Below are 4,122 nucleotides of genomic sequence, written 5' to 3'. Positions count from 1 at the left end.
ACCGGGAACGCCGCCGGCTGACCGCACGATTCTTCACTCTACGCAGGGTCGACGAACACTACCGCGAGCTGATGCACCGCGTCGCCGACGAGCAGATCGACCGGTTGTGCCGCGAGCGGAGCGTCGACCTGTCCGAGCTCAGCTTCGCCCTCGCCGTCGAGGTCGCCGCCGCGGTGATCGGCCTCACCAACAGCCGCCCCGGCATGGCCGCCCGCCTGGAACGGTTCGCCCAGGGAGACCTCGGACCGCCGAATGTCACCAGCATCCGCGGCATCAGGCAGTTCATCCGGCAGAACCGCCACGCCATCGCCTTCTACCTCGCCGACGTGCGCCCCGCGGTACGCACCCGCCGTCGGCGACGCACGGATGACCTCATCTCACACATGATCGACCAAGGCTGCACCAATGCCGAAATCTTCGCCGAGTGCGTCACCTTCGCACCCGCAGGAATGATCACCACCCGGGAGTTCATCAACGTCGCAGCCTGGCACCTGTTCACCGACGACGCACTGCGCGCCCGTTACCACGACGCTGACCAGACCGAACGGATCGCGATCCTGCACGAGTTCCTGCGCTTGGAACCGGTCATCTCCACGCTCAAACGGCGCACGACGGCCGACATCCAGCTACCGGGCCCGCACGGCCCGCTAACGATCCCAGCCGGCGCCCAGATCGACATCGCGGTGAGCAGCACCAACATCGACACGCAGGCCATCGGCGCCGACCCGTACACAGTCCGCCCCGCCCGCCCGATCGGCGACGGCGTGAGTCCGGCGGGGCTGAGCTTCGGCGACGGCCCCCACAAATGCCCCGGCGCACACGTCGCCATCCACGAAACCGACATCTTCCTGCACAAGCTGTTCATGCTCGACGGCCTGCACATGGCCAGCCCACCCCAGGTCACCCTCCGGGACGAGATCGCGGCCTACGAGCTGCGCGGCCTCGTCGTCACGCTCGACTGAATCGTCACGCTCGGTTGACCCGGCCCCACGCGCCCGGCGCCGGGCAGCAGGCACCGGATTCGCGTCGTCGCCGACGATGCACCTGAGGCGTCACGACACTCCCGGATCCATCACTCCCGGACCCATCACTCCCGGACCCATCGGCTGGGCCTGGCCGTTACGGATCTCCGCGCGGGCGTGCGCGACGAGCTCCTGGACGTCCCGTTCCACCTCGTCGGGGTCAAGCCCGAGCGCCCGCCCGATGTGGACCGACCACACCTCGGATCGCAGGTTGGTCTCGAAGTCGAGTTCGGCACGGAGGTTCTGCCGGGCGGCCTCACGGTTCTGGCTGACCATCACGAACGTCGATAGGAAGATCGCCTCCAAGCTGACGATCATCGTCAGGAGGCCGAACGGGTAGCGGTCGAAGACGGCGCCCTCGCCGAACACGCCCTCGTTCAACAGGATCCAGCCGCCGAACCAGACCGCATGCAGGTAGACGAAGGGCAGCGATCCCGCGAAGGAGGTGATCAGATCCGCCCCGCGGTCCTGCGAGGTGCGCATCCGGGCGAAGGCGATCCGCTCGTTGGAAATACGCGGATGCCGGCGGCCACCCGCTTCGGCGTGACGGGGTCGGCCATGGGTGTCGGCGGAGGAACTCATGCCTTCATGCTGATATGCACCCGGATGCGTTCCCGCGCCGGCCCGCTCCTGGTGACGCTCCATCGCCTCCAGCCGCCTGGCGATCGGAATCCAGGAATTCCTCACCCGCATCCGCGCGGTCAGCCGGCGGCCCGCGGGACACTGGGCCGATGCCGCGTCCCTTCCAACAGATCGATGTCTTCTCAAGATCCCCGTATCAGGGCAATCCGGTAGCCGTCGTGCTCGACGGATCGGGACTCGACCCGGAGGAGATGCAGCGGTTCGCCCGGTGGACGAACCTCTCGGAGACCACCTTCATCCTGCCGCCCACCTCATCGGACGCCGACTACCGGGTCCGGATCTTCACACCCGGTGCCGAGCTGGCCTTCGCAGGGCATCCCACGCTGGGTACCTGCCACGCCTGGCTGACCACCCGGCCTCCGGCCGAACGGGGCGATGTGGTCGTTCAGGAGTGTGGTGCCGGGCTCGTTCCCGTCCGGCGGACCGCGGACGGACTCGCGTTCGCCGCACCCCCGCTGCGACGCTCGGGGCCGGTTAAGGAGGCCCTCGTCCAGCGCATCGGCACGGCGCTGGGCATCGCCCGCGATGACATCGTGGCCGCCGAGTGGGCGGATAACGGGCCGGGATGGATTGCTGTTCTACTCGACAGCGCCGAGGCGGTCCTCGCGTTGCAACCGGGCATCGTCGACCTGCATCTCGGCGTGCTCGGCCCGTATCCGCCCGAGTCGACCGAGACGTTCGAAGTTCGGGCCTTCTTCCCCGTGAACGGCACGACGAGGGAGGATCCGGTAACCGGAAGCCTCAACGCGTCCGTCGCCCAATGGCTGCTCCGGACCGGGCGAGCGAGCGCACCCTACACGGTGAGCCAGGGAACACTGCTCCACCGGACCGGACGGGTGCACATCTCCGCTGATGCGGACGGCACGGTCTGGATCGGCGGCGACACGATCACCTGCGTGTCCGGCTTCGTCGAGCTGTAGGTTCCGTTTGCAAACGAACCGACCTGCGCTGGCATACCGGCGCAGGTCGGCGAGCTGGGCGTCGTTCCGGGTCAAGAGCGAACCCGATACGCCTGGAGGACCCTCACGGGCTTTCCTCGACGGCGGCTGCGACCGCGCGCCGGACCCGGTCCGCGGCGGCCTCCCGACCATACAGCCGGAAACACAGCGACGTCAGGATCTCGGTCACGTCCCCGACCAGATCGTCATCCACCCCGGCGGGGTCGACGACCAGCAGCCGGCGGCCGGACGCGGCAAGGTCGGCGTCGACATACTCGACGCCGAACCGGACGCGATACTCGACAACGATCGTGGCTACCTGCGGGCCGCGTAGCAGGGCATGGCCCACTATAGCCTGCCAAAGTACATTATTAAGCGCTGATACGCGGCAGTTGACACCTCGGCAGGAAGAACCGCCGCCGCGCGGGACGCTGAACGACGGCACCTGCCCGACTCCGCTGGACCGCCCCGGGGGATCCTTATCCTCCCGCCCCGAGGCCTCCGAGGCCCTCCCACGTCCGGGGAAGGGAGAGCCGGACGTGAGAAAGACGCCCGGATACGCGTCAGCTCTCGATCCAACCGTACTTCTCGGCCACGCCCATCAGCTCGCTTCTGATCCGAACTATCTGCGTCCCCGTCAGGGTCGGGTCGATCCGGAGCAACAGTTCGGTGATTTCCTGGGTGAACTCCCCGACCGGCAGGACGTCGCAGAGAGCGTCGGAATCGTCCGCGTGGACGGTTCCCCTCGTCGGCGCCGGAGCGGCCAGACCCGAAGCCGCGGGCGCGGACCTGAGGATGCGGGCCGCACTGGCCTTCAGCCCACGCTCGCCCTCCTCGATCTCGAACTCCATGACGGCCCCAGGGATGACGAGATTCTTCTCAACAAGAAGATCGTTGGCATGTAGGAAAATATCGTCTCCACCGTCACTGGGAGCTATGAAACCGTAACCCCGAACATGGTCGAAGCGAAGAACCTTACCTGTACTCACGACTCACCTCAACAACACCCGAAAGACCATACGATTATCCACCGCCACTTCGTCTGCCCAACCGCCACGTGGCGGTTGGGCGGACGACTTAAGAGTGAAGCATACCACCACAGCCCCAACCGACCGCAAGCCTGATGCCTCCACCCTCGCCCTCGACGGAAACAACCGCGCCAATACCCGCCTACGCTACCTCGGTTGAGACCAACGTTCAACGCGGAACGACGGGTCATCCTTTCACGATTACGACCACACCCCCAAGACGGAGCCGCGACCACAGAAACGAACGCGTGTTCGACATCGCCGGGCGAGAGGTCTACGCTTACAACCATGTTCACGTACAGACCGTTCCCGGCCACCCGACCATGATCGTCGCCATCCCGAGCCGCCGACGCCCGTCTCCGAGCGTCCGGAGGACGTCCTCTCCGCATTCCGCCGGACGCCCGCGGCGCGCCAGCCGGTCACTCCCTGAGCCCCGGCCCGCCACCGAGAGGCCGACAGGCATGCACCTCACCATTCCACCCAGGGCCGCGC

4 protein-coding genes and 1 pseudogene are annotated in these 4,122 nt (G+C 67.1%); 2 read left to right on the top strand and 3 right to left on the bottom strand.

Features of this window, described 5'->3' with window-relative positions; genetic code table 11:
- Positions 1 to 962 (top strand): cytochrome P450 (locus AC08ON_RS16730; RefSeq protein WP_476617310.1); only part of this gene is annotated, 962 nt, incomplete at its 5' end.
- A gap of 90 nt (positions 963 to 1,052) precedes the next feature.
- Here AC08ON_RS16730 and AC08ON_RS16725 read toward each other — a convergent pair.
- Positions 1,053 to 1,709, bottom strand: coding sequence for a DUF1003 domain-containing protein (locus AC08ON_RS16725; protein ID WP_476617309.1), 657 nt, complete (start codon positions 1,707 to 1,709; stop codon positions 1,053 to 1,055).
- 44 nt (positions 1,710 to 1,753) lie between these two features.
- Here AC08ON_RS16725 and AC08ON_RS16720 point away from each other — a divergent pair, with 44 nt between their 5' ends.
- Complete coding sequence (locus AC08ON_RS16720; RefSeq protein WP_023841251.1) at positions 1,754 to 2,584, top strand: PhzF family phenazine biosynthesis protein; 831 nt, start codon at positions 1,754 to 1,756, stop codon at positions 2,582 to 2,584.
- A gap of 103 nt (positions 2,585 to 2,687) precedes the next feature.
- On the opposite strand, the pseudogene AC08ON_RS16715 reads toward AC08ON_RS16720, so the two are convergent.
- Together AC08ON_RS16715 and AC08ON_RS16710 are read right to left on the bottom strand one after the other, a co-directional pair.
- A pseudogene (locus AC08ON_RS16715) lies at positions 2,688 to 2,942 on the bottom strand (recombinase family protein); the annotation flags it as partial.
- Between the two features lie 223 nt (positions 2,943 to 3,165).
- The gene (locus AC08ON_RS16710; protein WP_011436383.1) at positions 3,166 to 3,591 is read right to left on the bottom strand and encodes a cold-shock protein; all 426 of its coding nucleotides are present in this window, start codon (positions 3,589 to 3,591) and stop codon (positions 3,166 to 3,168) included.
- Positions 3,592 to 4,122: the final 531 nt, after the last annotated feature.

The sequence above is a fragment of the Frankia sp. CoWAU3 genome, from assembly GCF_977971855.1.
The sequence above is the reverse complement of the archived record's forward strand: the minus strand, read 5'-3'. Positions and strand labels throughout refer to the sequence as shown.